13 protein-coding genes and 1 other annotated feature are annotated in these 15,769 nt (G+C 46.9%); of the genes, 2 read left to right on the top strand and 11 right to left on the bottom strand.

Translation table 11 applies throughout. The features are described from left to right. Nucleotides 1–16: 16 nt before the first annotated feature. From D081_RS09780 to D081_RS09725, 11 genes are all read right to left on the bottom strand, one after another. Complete coding sequence (locus D081_RS09780; RefSeq protein ID WP_085023991.1) at nucleotides 17–967, bottom strand: TAXI family TRAP transporter solute-binding subunit; 951 nt, start codon at nucleotides 965–967, stop codon at nucleotides 17–19. Between the two features lie 161 nt (nucleotides 968–1,128). Further along, a complete protein-coding gene (locus D081_RS09775) occupies nucleotides 1,129–1,869 on the bottom strand; it encodes a ThiF family adenylyltransferase (RefSeq protein WP_085023990.1) in 741 nt (246 codons plus the stop codon). A 9-nt stretch (nucleotides 1,870–1,878) separates the two neighbouring features. Beyond that, nucleotides 1,879–3,066 carry a cell division protein FtsZ gene (ftsZ, locus tag D081_RS09770; RefSeq protein WP_158087628.1) on the bottom strand — a complete coding sequence of 396 codons (1,188 nt, stop codon included), beginning with the start codon at nucleotides 3,064–3,066 and terminating at the stop codon, nucleotides 1,879–1,881. A gap of 52 nt (nucleotides 3,067–3,118) precedes the next feature. Next, nucleotides 3,119–4,009, bottom strand: coding sequence for a DMT family transporter (locus D081_RS09765; protein ID WP_085023988.1), 891 nt, complete (start codon nucleotides 4,007–4,009; stop codon nucleotides 3,119–3,121). Between the two features lie 227 nt (nucleotides 4,010–4,236). Further along, the gene (gene dhaM / locus D081_RS09760; RefSeq protein WP_027397271.1) at nucleotides 4,237–4,623 is read right to left on the bottom strand and encodes a dihydroxyacetone kinase phosphoryl donor subunit DhaM; all 387 of its coding nucleotides are present in this window, start codon (nucleotides 4,621–4,623) and stop codon (nucleotides 4,237–4,239) included. A gap of 74 nt (nucleotides 4,624–4,697) precedes the next feature. Then, nucleotides 4,698–5,303, bottom strand: a complete 606-nt coding sequence (dhaL, locus tag D081_RS09755) for a dihydroxyacetone kinase subunit DhaL (RefSeq protein ID WP_085023987.1) — start codon at nucleotides 5,301–5,303, stop codon at nucleotides 4,698–4,700. Nucleotides 5,304–5,344: 41 nt separating this feature from the next. Next, nucleotides 5,345–6,334: a dihydroxyacetone kinase subunit DhaK gene (gene dhaK, locus D081_RS09750; RefSeq protein ID WP_085023986.1), complete on the bottom strand. Its 990-nt coding sequence runs from the start codon at nucleotides 6,332–6,334 to the stop codon at nucleotides 5,345–5,347. Between the two features lie 108 nt (nucleotides 6,335–6,442). Further along, the gene (locus tag D081_RS09745) at nucleotides 6,443–7,174 is read right to left on the bottom strand and encodes an MIP/aquaporin family protein (protein ID WP_085023985.1); all 732 of its coding nucleotides are present in this window, start codon (nucleotides 7,172–7,174) and stop codon (nucleotides 6,443–6,445) included. 142 nt (nucleotides 7,175–7,316) lie between these two features. After that, nucleotides 7,317–8,816, bottom strand: coding sequence for a glycerol kinase GlpK (gene glpK, locus D081_RS09740; protein WP_085023984.1), 1,500 nt, complete (start codon nucleotides 8,814–8,816; stop codon nucleotides 7,317–7,319). A 527-nt stretch (nucleotides 8,817–9,343) separates the two neighbouring features. Then, nucleotides 9,344–13,120, bottom strand: coding sequence for a phosphoribosylformylglycinamidine synthase (locus D081_RS09730; RefSeq protein WP_085023982.1), 3,777 nt, complete (start codon nucleotides 13,118–13,120; stop codon nucleotides 9,344–9,346). A gap of 35 nt (nucleotides 13,121–13,155) precedes the next feature. Beyond that, entirely contained in the window at nucleotides 13,156–13,632 is a 477-nt protein-coding gene (locus D081_RS09725; RefSeq protein ID WP_085023981.1) for a YhcH/YjgK/YiaL family protein, read from the bottom strand. A 175-nt stretch (nucleotides 13,633–13,807) separates the two neighbouring features. Further along, nucleotides 13,808–14,033: a binding site (T-box leader), on the top strand. Between the two features lie 50 nt (nucleotides 14,034–14,083). Here D081_RS09725 and D081_RS09720 point away from each other — a divergent pair. Together D081_RS09720 and D081_RS09715 are read left to right on the top strand one after the other, a co-directional pair. Continuing rightward, entirely contained in the window at nucleotides 14,084–14,563 is a 480-nt protein-coding gene (locus D081_RS09720) for an Lrp/AsnC family transcriptional regulator (protein ID WP_085023980.1), read from the top strand. Beyond that, a complete protein-coding gene (locus tag D081_RS09715) occupies nucleotides 14,560–15,729 on the top strand; it encodes an aminotransferase class I/II-fold pyridoxal phosphate-dependent enzyme (RefSeq protein WP_085023979.1) in 1,170 nt (389 codons plus the stop codon). Before D081_RS09720 ends, D081_RS09715 begins: the two co-directional genes overlap by 4 nt. Nucleotides 15,730–15,769: the final 40 nt, after the last annotated feature.

The raw sequence follows: 15,769 nt of genomic DNA, 5'->3' as shown, positions 1-15,769 counted from the left end.
TAGCTTTTATATTCTCTTACTCTTTAAAGAACTTCTCAGCACCGGCATTCATAGGAATAGGCATACCCTTAACAGCGCCTTCCTTGGTAATAGCCTTTGCTGCAGCATGTGCTGCCTGGATGCGGTCAAGGTGAGTGAAGAGAGCCTTGGTGATCTCATAACCAAGAGAGTCATCAACCTTATTGGAGCATACAAGCATAGCCATAACGGAGATAGCCTCTACAGGCTCAGTCATGCCATAAGTACCAGCTGGGATAGTAACCTTGGTATAGAATGGATACTTGGCAATCAAAGCGTCAGCCTTTGCAGCCTCTACAGGAAGCAGACGTACCTTGTTCTGGGAAGCGATATCCTGTACAGCAGCGGTAGGATAACCAGCAGTAAGGAATGCAGCGTCAACGTTGCCGTCCTTTAATGCACTTGCAGCCTCACTGAAGGAAAGGAACTGCTCATCAATATCATCATAGGTAATACCATAAGCTGCCAAAATCTGACGTGCATTTGCCTCAGCACCACTACCCATAGCACCTACAGCTACGCGCTTGCCCTTCAGATCGGCAATAGACTTAATACCCTTACCATCGAGAGTTACAATCTGGCAGGTCTCAGGATACAGAGTTGCAATACCCTTAATGTTCTCTACCTTCTTGCCCTCGAACATCTCTGTGCCGTTAGCGGCATAGTAAGTAATATCATTCTGAACGATAGCCAGATCCACCTGACCCTCTTTCAGCATGTTGATGTTTGCTACAGTTGCACCGGTACTCTGAGCGCTTGCGTTCATGCCCTTAATCTCGTTGTTCAGGATTTCAGACATTGCGCCACCGATTGGATAATAGGTACCAGCAGTACCACCAGTAGCAATGTTCAGGAATTTCTTACCGCCATCACCGCCGCAACCTGCAACCAGTGCAATAATGGTCACCAGCATGATGCTTAACAGAGAAAGTTTGCCAAACAGTTTCATTTCTTATTCCTCCTTATACATTTACACCTCAAAACCCCTTAAAAAGTTTTGGTATACAACAAATAATATTATATCATAATATTATTATATTGTCATAGTAGATATAACAAAACTGTTAAATTATAATGTATACACAGAAATAACCAAAACCCGGGCCAATTCTACCGTTCAATCAGCCCACTACACAGATCCTTCACTACCTCACTGGCTACGATAAGGCCGGCAACTGAAGGAACAAACGACACGCTGCCTGGTACAGCCTTCTTTGATGCATTCATAGAGGAATCACCTGTCTCCCCAGGCCTTTCCTTCGGCTTAATTGGCTCTTCCTTGGAATACACCACCTTAAGCCTTCTGACTCCCAGCTTTTTCAGCTTCTGACGCATCACTCTCGCCAATGGACACACGCTGGTCTTATATATGTCTGAAACCTCAAACTCCGCCGGATTCAGCTTATTTCCAGCTCCCATGCTGCTAATAATCGGAATCCCTCTTTGATCAGCCTGCACTGCCAAATCGATCTTGGCAGTCACTGTGTCTATGGCATCCACAATGTAATCAATCTTCCCCTTGAGGAATTTATCCCTGTTATCAGGCAGATAAAACTCCTCAATAGTATCTACCACCGCCTTTGGATTAATCTCCTTTATGCGTTCAGCCATAAGCCTGGTCTTGTACTGTCCCACCGTACTGGTAAGGGCATGTAGCTGCCTGTTGATATTGCTTACGCTGACTACATCATTATCTATAAGCAAAAAATGCCCGATACCGCATCTGGCCAAGGCTTCAACGGTATATGAACCAACACCACCAACACCAAAAATAACTACACGGCTACCGGACATCTTCTCCAGAGCCGCTTCACCCAGAAGCAGCTCTGTTCTTCCAAAACGAGTTTCCATAAATATATATTAATCTTTCTTTTCTGTTTTTATTGTATTTATACTTGGACCGCCCATGTGCGCAGGACGCTTCATAAAGCCAATAAGCTCCGGACCATCACTGCCTGCTGTATTCCCCTCGGCATCAGGCTGAGGCTCAGGCTTCTTGTCCACATAAAGCGGCTGAACCGGATTAGGCTTTTCCACCTTGCCAAACTGGATAGGCTTCACCATGCTGTTCTTGTCAGCAAGCACTGCCGGGTCAAAATTAGTGGCAATAACAGTGGCTCTTACCCTGTCTCCCATTGTGTCATCAACAACCAGGCCGATGATATTCTCCACATCAGGATGGGTATTATCATACAGGAATTCATTTGCTTCCCTTACATCATGAAGCGGCAGGCTCTTGCTGCCTGTAAGATTTACAATAAGTCCCCGGGCCCCCTTGATGGATGTTTCGATAAGCGGGCTGCTGATGGCAGTCTGAACCGCATCCAGGGCGTTGGAGCCTTCCCCCATACCCATTACGGCATCACAATTCTCACCACTCTTAAAAATAGTGGTGACATCAGCAAAATCAACATTAATAACACCTGTGGTCTGAATCATCTCCACAATACTGCTGATGGATTGACGGAGTACATCATCCACCATGCTGAATGACTCACCCACAGACTTCTGTCTGAATTCAGGCAAACGCTGAATATTGTCATTTTTAACCTCTACCAGGGCATCCATGTGCTCCCGTAAAAGCTTCACGCCATCCCGGGCAACCTCCATCTTGCGGCTGCCCTCATGGGAAAACGGCAATGTAACCATACCTACAGTGAGGATCCCCATATCGTGGGCAATCTTGGCAACCACCGGTGCTGCACCGGTACCTACGCCCTTGCCCATGCCTGCGGTAATGAAAACCAGATCTGCACCCTGAATTGCTTCAGCGATCTGATCAGCATCAGAAATAGCTGCCTGCTGTCCCTTTTCAGGATCGCCGCCTGTACCACGTCCTCTGGTCAGATTGGCACCTATAAGCACTGCGGGAATACCTGCTGCATCAAGGATTCTGAGCTGGCGCACATCGGTATTAACAGCCACAAGCTGGTTCTTGTCCATACCATCCTCGGCAAGACGAGCCAATACATTGTTTCCGCCACCACCGACACCGACAATTTTTATTGTAACAACTGCTCCTCTTATTGAAGAATTAGACTCAGTCATACATACAATCCTCCCCATAGTGTAAAAGAACCCATTTTTCTTCTATACTACTCTATATTTTAAAAGAATGATTTCTAAGAATAACGCTGCCCTGGGTAATGAGCATTCCCATAAGCATCATCATGCAGCCAAATACTTCCATAGAGGACATCTGCTCATTAAGAACAACCCAGCCCCCCACAGCACCAAATACAGACTCCAAACTCATTATAATAGCTGCATGGGAAGGTTCAGCGTATTTTTGTCCCACTATCTGCAGGGTAAAGGCTATGCCGGAGGACATAGCGCCGGCAAAAACTATTGGGAACCAGGCGGCCACAATATCCTGCCACACCACATTCTCTAGGGCAAAGGCCACTATACCGTTAAGTACAGCACACACCACCAGCTGGGATGCTGATATATCTATGTTATCCTTTTTATCTGCAAAACGGTCAATATACATAATATGAAATGACCAAAACACTGAACAGATAAAGGCAAGGACATCTCCGTAATTTAAATCAAAATCCCCTTTAATGGACAGGCAATAAAGACCAATGAGTGCGGCAATGGCACCAATCCAATTCTCCAGCTTCAGCAGTTTTCCTACCATAACTGAAATAATGGGGACAAAAATGATATATAAACATGTTATAAATGCTGTTTTGCCGGCTGTGGTATACTGCAAGGCGCATTGCTGAAAGGCTGATGCTATAAACATCAGTAAACCGGCGCCCATGCCGGCCTTCCATCCGGAATAATACTCACCATTTTCCTTTGCATCACGGCGTTTGCCTCTGAAGCCATACCAAATAACCAATATGGCCGCAACGCCCACCACATAACGGGCAAAACCATAGGTGAAGGGGCCGATATTGTCCATTCCTACCAGCTGGGCCACAAAAGTGATGCCCCAAATAAAGGCTGCCAGCAACAGACATAAACTTCCTCTAAGCTTCAATTTATACCCCTCCCGACTACTTCATTATAGCATATTTTGTAAACAAAAAGGAATATTTTAACAATTTCAAATCATCTATTTGCTAATTTTTTTAGCCACTTATTTTGTTTATTTTTGTTTAAGAAGTAAAATTTATTTTTACTTATATGACCATTTGACCAATAAATCCATACAAAAAGAAAAACTGCGGATAAATGACACCTTATATCATCTCCGCAGCTCTGCAATCAATTATCCAATTTTTTAGTATCTCTGGCCTCGTCAACCTTTTCCTGAAGCTCCTCCAAAGGAGTGCCCAGGGATGCTTCCAGAGCTACCACTACACCGCCCTCAACAACAGGGCCGTCCAGCATGACAATCTTGCGGCCTTCCATGGCTTCAATAACCATTTCAGTCGTCATTACGGCACTGCCCATGTCCATAAGCACTGCCACACCGTCATCAGAATATACTTCCTCAACAGCATTGTAAATTTTCTCGAAGCTGGTACCAGGAGTGCCATCATCAAGACCACCTGCTGCCACAATCTTTGCATCGGAAGCCATAAGCTTTGCCAATTCAACAACACCCTCAGCCAGTGTCTGGCTGTGGGATACAATAACTACACCAACCATATATAAAATCTCCTTAATATAGAAAGGCCAGACTTAGAAGCAACCCTAAGCCTGGCCTTACATTAACTTAAATATCAGATGTTTGCCAACAGGGTCTCCAGCATATAGAATGCTGAGGTAGCGCCAGGATCCTGATGACCGATACTGCGGTCACCGATATAGCTTGCCCGGCCCTTGGTAGCCTTGATGGTCTTGGTATACTCCACACCATCCTCAGCTGCCTTAACAGCCTTGGTCAAAGCTGCCTTCATATCATCGCCAGCCTCAACACCTGCCTTCAAAGCATCATAAGCAGGACACAGGGCATCCAGCATGGTCTTTTCACCGGTAGTAGCCTTGCCACGCATCTGAATACCGCCAATGGCAGCCTCCATAGCCTCAACCAGGTCATTACTGTCCATCTCGTTCTTGCCAGCCAGCTTGGCACCAGCCTTCATGAAGGCAGTACCATATAACGGACCTGCAGAACCACCAACAGTGGAAACCAGTGTCATGCCAGTAGTCTTAAGAAGACTTCCGATATCCTTGCCGTCCATAGCATCCAGCTTTGCCACTACTGCGTCAAATCCTTTTGCCATGTTCACGCCGTGATCACCATCCGCAATCTCATTGTCGAGCTCGGTCAGGTAATCCTTTTCTTCATCAATCTTGGCAGCAATAGCCTTCAAGATATCAATCATCTGTGAATTAGTAATCGTTTTAAACAGCTCCCCTCAGGATATTAACGCTTCAGAGCTGGAGTATCTGCCTTTGCATCATACAAGGACTTCAGTTCATCATCCAGACGAAGCAGAGTAATGGAGAAACCAGCCATCTCAATGGAGGTCATATAGTTTCCTACCATAGTATCATAAATCTTAACGCCCTTCTTGTCCAGATAATCATGAACGAAGTTGTTTACAATGTAGAGCTCCATCAGTGGAGTACCACCCATGCCGTTTACGATAACTGCAACTTCCTTGCCAACGAAATCAATATCGTCAGTAATCTTGTTCAGCAGCTCTTCTGCAATTGCATTGGCAGGCTTCAAAGCCTCACGGGAAGTACCTGGCTCACCATGGATACCGATACCGATTTCCATCTCGTTGTCAGCCAGCTCAAAACCAGGCTTGCCAGCAGCAGGCATGGTGCAGGCAGTAATAGCCATACCCATGGTACGAACATTGGCAATAACCTTCTCAGCCATAGCCTTAACCTCTTCCAGGCTTGCACCCTTCTCAGCCAATGCACCGGCAATCTTGTGAACCAGAATAGTACCGGCTACGCCACGACGGCCAGTAGTGTACAGGGAATCCTTAACGGCTACGTCATCGTTTACTACTACATAATCAGCCTTGATGCCCTCATCCTTGGCCATGTCGATAGCCATCTCAAAGTTCATGATATCGCCGGTGTAGTTCTTTACGATACAGAGAACGCCCTTATCAGTAGCAACTGCCTTAATAGCTTCAAAAATCTGGTCTGGAGTTGGAGAGGTAAATACCGCACCAGCTACTGCACCATCCAGCATGCCTTCCCCGACATAACCGCCATGTGCAGGCTCATGACCGCTACCACCACCGGAAACGAGAGCAACCTTACCCTCTTTCTTGTTGGCTCTTACTACAACAGTGCCGCAATCCAATTTGCGGAGCTTATCTGGTGCAGATTTAACCAGACCAAGAATCATTTCTTCTTCAACATTTACCACTTCGTTAATAAGCTTCTTCACAAAAATCCCTCCTGAAAAGTTAATAAAAACTAAGACCCCTATTTAACAAAAGCATCCCCACCCATGAAATCACAAGTGGGGATGTTTAATTAACTTAAGTCAGCAAGATTAGCCAAGCAGACCAAAAGCGCTGCATACTACATAAGCTGCAACACCACCGCAAAGAGGAGCAACTACTGGAATCCAAGCATAGCCCCAGTTGCCGTCACCCTTGTCAGGAATAGGAAGAATTGCATGTGCAATTCTTGGACCAAGGTCACGAGCTGCGTTCATTGCATAACCGGTAGGACCACCAAGGGAAAGACCAAGAGCCCAGATCAGGCAGCCTACGAGGTAAGGACCGAAACCAGGAGCGAAACCTACAGAACCGGTTACACCCTTGGAGAAGATGCACCAAATACCGAACATCAGGAAGAAAGTAGCGATGAACTCGGTGAGGAATGCAGTCATCTGGTTACCGCAAGCGTTACCAGTGGAGAATACACCAAGCTTGCTGCCTTCAGTCTCTGCCCAATGTGGGAGATATGCAAGGTAAACAATGATCGCACCAACGATACCGCCGAGGATCTGAACGATAGAAGTAGCTGCAAACTGATCCCAAGTGTAAACACCAGCCAAAGTCTTGGCGATAGTTACGGAAGGGTTGATATCAGCCTGAGGAGCACCAAGAGCAACAGATGCATAAACACCCATTACTACTGCAAAACACCATCCAGTGGTTGTGCAAATCCAGCCACCGCCACGACCATAGCTCTTAGCCAGAGTCATGTTTGCGTTAACGCCGCAACCAAATACCATCAGAACCGCAGTACCGACGAACTCGCCTAACAGATTATCCATTTTCTTATCCCTCTTTCATTAAAATAGTAAAAATAATTGCTGTAATTCATATCCAGCACCAGCCCCCCAAGGGGGCCGGTACCGGAAATTGAATTCTTAAAAATAAACGAACAATTTGATTTATGAAGCTAATCTTTTTCGATTAGTCTTCATCCAACCAGTGCATGGAGTGCTTAACAGCCTTCTGCCAGCCCTTGTAGAGCTTATCAGCTTCGGACTTATCCATAACTGGCTCGAAGCGAACATCCAACTTCCAAGCAGTCTTCAGTTCTTCCTTGTTGCTCCAAACGCCTACAGCAAGACCTGCCAGGTAAGCTGCACCAAGAGCAGTAGTCTCAATGATCTGAGGACGATCTACTGGAACGCCGAGGATATCAGCCTGGAACTGCATCATCAGGTTGTTGGCAACAGCGCCACCGTCAACCTTCAGGGAAGCCAGCTTAATGTTGGAATCTGCTTCCATTGCACCCAGAACGTCTCTGGTCTGATATGCAAGAGACTCCAGAGTTGCACGAACGATATGTGCCTTGGTGGTACCACGGGTAATACCGATGATCATACCACGAGCATTCTGATCCCAGTATGGAGCACCAAGACCTACAAATGCAGGAACGAGATATACACCAGCAGTGTCACGAACCTTCTTGGCAACCCACTCGGAATCTGGAGCGGAATCTACCATGCGAACGCCGTCACGCAGCCACTGAATAGCGGAACCTGCTACGAAGATGGAACCCTCGAGAGCATACTCAACCTTGCCATCGAGGCCCCAAGCGATAGTGGTTACCAGACCGTTCTTGGAATCATAGATATCAGTACCAGTGTTCATCAGCATGAAGCAGCCAGTACCATAGGTGTTCTTAGCCATACCTGGCTCGAAGCAGTTCTGACCAAAGAGAGCAGCCTGCTGGTCACCTGCAGCACCTGCAACAGGAATAGCAGCACCCAGAATGGAAGGAACAGCCTCACCATATACACCAGAGGATGGACGAACCTCTGGAAGCATGCACTTAGGAACGCCGAGATATCCGAGAAGTGCATCATCCCACTTCAGTTCCTTGATGTTGTACATCAAAGTACGGGAAGCGTTGGAATAATCAGTTACATGAGCCTTACCACCGGTCAGCTTCCAGATGAGCCAAGTATCGATGGTACCGAAGAGCAGCTCGCCCTTCTCAGCACGCTCACGGGTGCCTGGAACATTCTCAAAAATCCAAGTAATCTTGGTACCAGAGAAATATGCATCGATAGTCAAACCAGTCTTGGTCTTGAACTCCTCAGTGAGGCCCTTCTTCTTCAAGCCATCTGCGATATCAGCTGTCTGACGGGACTGCCATACAATTGCATTGTATACTGGACGACCAGTGTTCTTATCCCAAACAACAGAAGTCTCACGCTGGTTGGTGATACCGATAGCTGCGATGTCGCTAGCTGCGAGGCCACTCTGCTCCAGAGCTTCTTTCATAACAGTAGTCATGGTGCTCCAAATCTCATCTGCATCATGCTCAACCCAACCTGGCTGTGGGAATATCTGAGTGAACTCTTTCTGAGAAACACCTACAATCTTGGAGTTCTCATCAAAGATGATAGCTCTGTTACTAGTGGTACCTGCGTCTAACGCCATTACATACTTCTTTGCCATTTTAAAAAATCCCCCTCTAAAACTTAAAATACGGCAGCTGATCAAATCCCCTGATTTATCAGCCCTCTTAAAGGTAAAGTTAATTGGGGGCAAGGGTCTGTCTCTTCTGCAAAGCAACTGTATGATACCCGAATCAAAAATGTTACCCCAGCAATATGGTGCCAACCATCGCGGGTGCTATGCCATAAAAGACCTTTTCTCCTTCGGTCCGGCAGCACATAAAAGAATCCTCTCTTTGGGTAGGGCGGCCAAACTCATATCACTGGAAGCAGCAGACAGGTGGTTTCCTTTGTCATTACTGACATTTGGAACACACCCAAGCCTATTAACTTTTTCCTCGCGTGTATATTTCGCCATAATAAGACAAAATCCTTCTTTATTTTGAAAATTTTTAAAAAAATTTTTGAACAATTATTCTGAACACCTGTAAATAGTGTTTATAAAGTGAAAAAATGTAAAAAAGTGCTTTCTGAAATCTCAGTCCGATAACAGAAAGCACAATTTAAGCATATAGTTATTATGTTATATTATCTGTAATACCCTACTCCAGCCTCAAAGAGCAGCTGATCCTGCTTACCCGGAACATTTTTGGCCACATCCTCGCCGATACGCTCAGAATGTCCCATTTTACCAAGAACACGGCCATCCGGAGAGGTGATACCTTCAATAGCATTAACAGAACCATTTGGATTAAACGGTATCTCGGATGATGGTGCACCTGTAGAGCCCACATACTGGGTAGCAATCTGCCCGTTAATACGGAGCTTTGCCACAACCTCCTTGTCGGCCACAAAGCGGCCCTCACCATGGGATACCGGAATTGTAAAGATATCTCCCACCTTCACATTATTGAACCATGGAGACAGGTTGGAAACCACCTTGGTGCGGACCATGCAGGATACATGGCGTCCAATCTGGTTATGGGTAAGGGTTGGAGAATTATCCTTAAGGTCGCGAATCTCACCATAAGGAACCAGCCCCAGCTTAATCAGTGCCTGGAAGCCATTGCAGATACCCAGCATCAGGCCATCGCGCTTCTGAAGCAGCTCATGTACTGCATCTTTAATACGCGGATTGCGGAACATGGCCGCAATAAACTTGCCGGAACCGTCCGGCTCGTCACCACCACTGAAGCCGCCAGGCAACATGACAATCTGTGATTCCTTGATTCCCTTTACAATAGCTTCAACAGATTCCTCAACAGCAGACGGAGTCAAGTTGCGGATGACCAGAGTATGCGGATCACCGCCGGCCCGTTCAAAGGCTCTTGCAGAATCGTACTCACAGTTGGTTCCCGGGAACACCGGAATGAAAATCTTTGGCTTGGCAACTGCAATTTTTCTCATAATACGGTTGCCGGATTTATACAATGACTCGTTAACAGGCTTCTTATCCAGCTTAATTTTGGTAGGGAATATCTTCTCCAAAGGATTGGTATAAGCCTTCAGTGCCTCAGGCAGGGTAATAACGGCATTACCGCATACAATACTGGTAACGGCAGTTGTTTCACCCAACTCAACATAGTGAAGCCCCTTAAGAGCTTCCTTTACATCAAAATTATCTGCAACCTCCAAAATCATTGCACCATAATCAGCGCTGAAGAGGTCCTTCTTCTTCATATTGGCCTTAAACTTAAAGCCGATGCTGTTGCCAAGACACATTTTGGTGATGGCTGCAGCCACACCGCCTATGCGGATACTGGAAGCTGCAAATACCTTTTTATCTGCAATCAGCTGGCTGATTTTGCCATATGCCTTTTTCAGATATGTAAAGTCAGGCATCTCATATTCGTCACGAGGGGACTCAATATAGTAAACCTTGTTGCCAACATACTTGAATTCCGGAGAAATCGCATTGTCAGCCTTCATAACATCCACTGCGAAGGATGTCAGGGTTGGAGGTACAGTCATATCCATAAAGGTGCCGGACATGGAATCCTTGCCGCCAATAGCAGGAATTTCAAACTGATGCTGTGCCCAAAGAGCTCCCAGAAGGGCACTGAACGGCTTGCCCCATTTAACAGCATCCCGGCCCAGGCTTTCAAAGTACTCCTGGAAGGTCATGCGGATAGTATCAGCACGGCCGCCCATAGCCACCATTTTGGCAACTGATTCAACAACTGCGTAAACGGCACCATGGAATGGACTCCATTCCATAAGGTATGGGTTATAACCAAAGGTCATGGCAGTTGCTGTAGTAGTTTCCGCCCCCATAACCGGCAGCTTGGCCACCATACCCTCTGTAGGAGTCATCTGATGCTTGCCGCCAAACGGCATGAGAACTGTATTACCGCCAATGGAGGAATCAAAGCGCTCAGCCAGGCCCTTCTGGCTGCACACATTCAAATCCTTGAGGTTTTCCAGCCATGCCTTCTCAATGTCAGAACCGAGGGCCTCAATTTTCTTAGGCAGCTTCTTGAAATAGCAGTCCTCCTTGGCAGGGGCTGCCACCTCAACATCAATATGCTGCTTAACGCCGTTGGTATCTAGGAAGTCACGGCTGAGATTAACGATGTCATTGTCACGCCATTTCATCACCAGACGTCTGTCGTCAGTAACCAGGGCAACAACGGTTGCCTCCAGATTTTCCTCATCGGCATATTTAATAAAATCGTCCACATTGCCGGCATCAAGAACTACAGCCATACGCTCCTGGGATTCGGAGATAGCCAGCTCTGTACCGTCAAGGCCTTCATATTTTTTCTTTACGGAGTCCAGATTAATTACCAGACCATCGGTCAGCTCACCGATAGCCACAGAAACACCGCCGGCGCCAAAGTCATTGCACCGCTTAATCATCTTGCTTACAACAGGAATGCGGAAAAGCCGCTGAATCTTTCTCTCAGTTGGAGGATTACCCTTCTGAACCTCTGCCCCGGCAGTGGTCAAGGACTCAGTTGTATGCTCCTTGGAGGAACCGGTGGCACCACCGCAGCCATCACGGCCGGTACGGCCGCCAACCAGAACAACCACGTCACCCTTCTTTGGGACCTGACGGACCACGTTCACCTTTGGAGCGGCAGCAATAACGGCACCAATCTCCATACGCTTGGCCATAAAGCCCTCGTGGTACACCTCTGCTACCTGCCCGGTGGCCAGACCAATCTGGTTACCATAGGAGCTGTAGCCGGCAGCGGCGCCCTGGGTAATCTTCTTCTGCGGCAGCTTGCCCTCAATGGTCTCGGAAACCGGACGGCGAGGGTCAGCAGCACCTGTTACGCGCATAGCCTGATATACATAGGAACGGCCGGAAAGCGGGTCACGGATAGCACCGCCAAGACAGGTTGCAGCACCACCAAATGGCTCAATTTCCGTTGGATGGTTATGGGTCTCATTCTTAAACATAACCAGCCACTCTTCATCCTGGCCGCCAATGTCCGCATTAACAACAATACTGCAGGCATTTATTTCCTCAGATTTATCCAAATCATCCAGCTTGCCCTGCTTTCTAAGAACCTTCATGCCAATGACAGCCAGGTCCATAAGGGTAACATCCCTATCCTCGTCACTGTATACCAGATTTCTGTCCTCCTGGTACTGACGATAAGCCTGGGCAATAGCCGGTGTATAATATCCCTGTTCAATTCCTACTGAATCAATGGCAGTGGTAAAAGTAGTATGACGGCAATGATCTGACCAGTAGGTATCAATAACCCGAATCTCCGTAATGGTAGGATCACGACGCTCAATATCACGGAAATAATTCTGACAGAACTTCAAATCCTCAAAGCTCATGGCAAAGCCGCGCTTACTCATGAAATGCTTAAGCTCACCATCCAGCATTGAGGTAAAACCATTAAGGACCTCCACATCCTTAGGAGCAGTCACCTTCATCTCCAATGAATCAGGCTTTTCCAGCTTTGCCTCACGGCTTTCCACTGCATTAATATAATAGTCCTTTATCTTCTCAAAGGTAGCATTATCGATGTCGCCAACCAGGACCACAACCCTTGCAGTTGCAATAACAGGGCGTTCCTTCTGGGTAACAAGCTGTACGCATTGAGCGGCAGAGTCTGCGGTCTGGTCATACTGGCCAGGGAGGTATTCGGCAGCAAACATCCTGGAATTTGCAAATTCAGGAAGCTCCTCCTCATACACAACATCCACAGGTGGCTCAGAAAATACCACAGATTTAACTGTAGCATATTCCTCATCACTAAGGCCCTCGATATCGTAGCGGTTAAACAACCGCACAGCTCTAAGGTCAGTCAGGCGAAAACTCTCAATAAGGTCATCGCAAAGCTGCTGAGCCGGGATATCATAGAAACCCTGACGCTTCTCCACGTAAATTCTTCTTACAGTCATCAATCATGCCTCCAAAAACTTAATAAAAAACAGCATCACTTTATATAATCCACGGCAATCTTTACGACCACCTTGGTAACTGGTGCGAGTTTTCCATCTAAGGAACCGCAAGGACGATGTACGTCAGCAGGATAAAGAACGGCAAAGGTCCCCTCATCCAGCACTACGCTGCTGCCGGGTACCAGCCTTTCATAAAACACTATATCTTTGTCAATATCATAAGGGGCCACCTCAATAAGCTCAGGATTCAGAGGGCACCAGCCCAGCTCCTCCTGGCCACGGACCATGTACTGGATATCCACATATTGTCGGTGTGCCTCCGGCTTACCACTTTCTGGCAGCCTTGTGGTATAACGCTGCAAAATTGCATAGCTGTTTTTACCATCAATAGGGTAAGTACCGTCTTTCATTTCATTGAAATTGTGTTCGGCCAGGAAAAACAGTGCTTTTCTTATGGCCTCTGGAAACTTAGTAAAGCCTGAACTTACTTCTTTGATTTTTCCAAGTACCAAAATAATCGACTCCTTTTACGAGCAACGAATTATAGTCCTTTTTAATTGTACTCAAATATTCAGTTCAATGCAACGAAAGGAAGTAAACAATTCTGCACCATTAGAAACAATATCAAATAAGAGCACTTGCAAAATTAAATTCAATGTGCTATAGTATGCAAAAGAATTTTAAATTACCAAGGCGATGATTGAAAAAGTACGCTTGCAGAATAATTCAGAGAGGCAATGGCCGGTGAAAATTGCTATTATTCGTAAGGGGAAAGCTATTCATGAGCTGCAGACTATTATATCCTGCCAGGGATAGAAATTCTGCCGTGAGCCAGCGATAATGGCAGCTTAAGTGGCTCTCAGAAGCAGGGCTGAATAAGGTGGTACCACGGGAAATTTGCCTCGTCCTTTTGCAGGACGGGGCTTTTTTAGTAATTTGCAGACATACAAAGGAGAATTTATCATGCGAGAACTATTGGAGCTCTTAAAGCATGATGCCCGCCGTCCGGCAAAGGAGCTGGCATCCATGCTGAATATCAGCGAATATGAGGTTGAGGAAAAGATGGCCAAGCTGGAGAAGGATAAAATCATTCTCAGCTACAACACCCTCATTAACTGGGACAAAACCGGCGAAAATACTGTTACCTCCATTATTGAGGTAAACCTTACTCCTCAGAGAGAGGTGGGATTTGATGCCATTGCTGAACGTATTTACCGTTTTGACGAGGTCCGCACTGTATACCTCATGTCCGGCAGCTTTGACCTGTTGGTTATTATTGAAGGAAAGTCCATGCAGGAGGTAGCTAATTTCGTAGCTACCCGACTGGCCACCATTGAGGGTGTAACCCAGACCCGCAGCCATTTCCTGTTGAAGCCTTACAAAAAGGACGGCATCATTATTGATGATAAAGAAAAAGACCGTAGGTTGGTGATGAGCATATGACAAATTGGAACGAAAGAATTTCACCGGTAGTTAAAAGCGTGCCTCCATCCGGCATAAGAAAATTCTTTGATATTGCCTCCGAAATGGAGGACGTTATTTCCCTTGGTGTCGGTGAGCCGGATTTCATCACCCCATGGTCCATCCGTGAAAGCTGCGTTTACGGTCTGGAGCAGGGCTATACCTCATATACTGCCAACCGCGGTCTGATGGAGCTTCGGGAAGAAATCTGCATTATGCACAAGAGACGCTACAATCTGGATTATGACCCTAAGACCAACGTTCTGGTAACCGTGGGTGTCAGCGAGGCATTGGACATTGCCATGCGCACCATACTGGCCCCTGGAGATGAAATCCTGATTCCGGAGCCATGCTATGTATCCTACAAGGCCTGTGCCACACTGGCCGGCGGTGTACCGGTTCCGGTTCCTGCCAAGGCGGAAAATGATTTCAGAATCACACCGGCAGATTTGGAGCCTCATGTAACACCAAAGACCAAGGCACTTCTTATTGGCTATCCAAATAATCCAACGGGAGCAATTCTCTCCAAGGAGGATCTGGAGGCTATCGCCCGGTTCGCCATAAAACATGACCTTATTGTAATTTCTGACGAAATTTACGGTGATCTGACCTATGGTGACACAAAACACATCTGCTTTGCGGGACTTCCGGAAATGCAGGACAGAACCATTCTCTTAAACGGCTTCTCCAAGGCCTATGCCATGACCGGCTGGCGTATCGGTTACGCCCTCTCCAATCCTGAGATAATTGCCGCCATGACCAAGATTCACCAGTACACCATGCTCTGCGCGCCTATTACCGCCCAGATTGCGGCTGTGGAAGCACTGCGCCACGGTGAGAAGTACATGAGAAAAATGGTATCCGAGTACGACAAGCGCCGCCGCCTTATTTACGACGGTCTGCAGAAGGCCGGTTTAAAATGCTTTGAGCCAAAAGGTGCCTTCTATATCTTCCCTGACATTACCTCCACCGGCCTGAGCTCCGAGGAATTTGCCGAAAAAATCCTCATGCAGGAGCATGTTGCCCTGGTACCGGGCAATGCCTTTGGTGAATGCGGTGAAGGCTTTGTCCGCTGCTCCTACGCAACATCTGTTGAGCAGATTTCCGAGGCTCTGGCCCGAATCGAGCATTTTGTAAGTCATTTATAATTTACATAAAAATAACCCGGAACCTGGGCTGGTTCCGGGT

The organism is Anaerovibrio sp. JC8 (genome assembly GCF_002100115.1).
Classification (GTDB): domain Bacteria; phylum Bacillota; class Negativicutes; order Selenomonadales; family Selenomonadaceae; genus Anaerovibrio.
Note: the sequence above shows the minus strand (reverse complement) of the source record. Positions and strands in the feature narration are given on the sequence as shown.

Bases quoted from the DNA above. Each gene is read 5' to 3' on its own strand.
- glpK (WP_085023984.1), bottom strand. From the start codon at position 8,816: ATGGCAAAGAAGTATGTAATGGCGTTAGACGCAGGTACCACTAGTAAC.
- D081_RS09745 (WP_085023985.1), bottom strand. From the start codon at position 7,174: ATGGATAATCTGTTAGGCGAGTTCGTCGGTACTGCGGTTCTGATGGTA.
- D081_RS09720 (WP_085023980.1), top strand. From the start codon at position 14,084: ATGCGAGAACTATTGGAGCTCTTAAAGCATGATGCCCGCCGTCCGGCA.
- D081_RS09775 (WP_085023990.1), bottom strand. From the start codon at position 1,869: ATGGAAACTCGTTTTGGAAGAACAGAGCTGCTTCTGGGTGAAGCGGCT.
- dhaL (WP_085023987.1), bottom strand. From the start codon at position 5,303: ATGATTGATATCTTGAAGGCTATTGCTGCCAAGATTGATGAAGAAAAG.
- dhaM (WP_027397271.1), bottom strand. From the start codon at position 4,623: ATGGTTGGTGTAGTTATTGTATCCCACAGCCAGACACTGGCTGAGGGT.
- D081_RS09780 (WP_085023991.1), bottom strand. From the start codon at position 967: ATGAAACTGTTTGGCAAACTTTCTCTGTTAAGCATCATGCTGGTGACC.
- D081_RS09715 (WP_085023979.1), top strand. From the start codon at position 14,560: ATGACAAATTGGAACGAAAGAATTTCACCGGTAGTTAAAAGCGTGCCT.
- D081_RS09730 (WP_085023982.1), bottom strand. From the start codon at position 13,120: ATGACTGTAAGAAGAATTTACGTGGAGAAGCGTCAGGGTTTCTATGAT.
- ftsZ (WP_158087628.1), bottom strand. From the start codon at position 3,066: ATGACTGAGTCTAATTCTTCAATAAGAGGAGCAGTTGTTACAATAAAA.